This is a genomic window from Geobacillus thermodenitrificans subsp. thermodenitrificans DSM 465 (assembly GCF_000496575.1).
Classification (GTDB): domain Bacteria; phylum Bacillota; class Bacilli; order Bacillales; family Anoxybacillaceae; genus Geobacillus; species Geobacillus thermodenitrificans.
On the sequence record NZ_AYKT01000070.1, the window covers coordinates 1 to 365 of the forward strand.

Here is a 365-nt window from a genome sequence, read left to right on the forward strand (position 1 = left end):
CTGTCCACGACCGCATACGCATGGTGTTGCCCACGCTTGGCTAGCTGGTGCCGAATCCACTTGATCGCAAAGCTAAGCGCTCGGCAGCGACGGTTGTACCGAGAACGCTCAGGGAACAAGGCCTTGGGAAACAAATTCCCAATCACAAACCGATGCCAAGCCCGTTCGGAAGTGAAGCCCAACAACTTTCCAAGGACATGGATGGTGATGATGACTTCGTCTTTCTGTTTCAACAAATGACGATTTCGACGTTGAAGAGGAATCTGGATACTCGATAGTTGAGCCGATACAAAAAGCAAAATCGATGCATATTGTTTTTGAAGTTTGACACGATCTGTAGTAAAATGAAAGTGCTCTTGCATGGG

Annotated in this window: 1 pseudogene; it reads right to left on the reverse strand. The window is 47.9% G+C overall.

The window, feature by feature from the left end:
* A pseudogene (locus DSM465_RS0118025) lies at positions 1 to 362 on the reverse strand (IS982 family transposase); the annotation flags it as partial.
* Between the last annotated feature and the right edge of the window lie 3 nt (positions 363 to 365).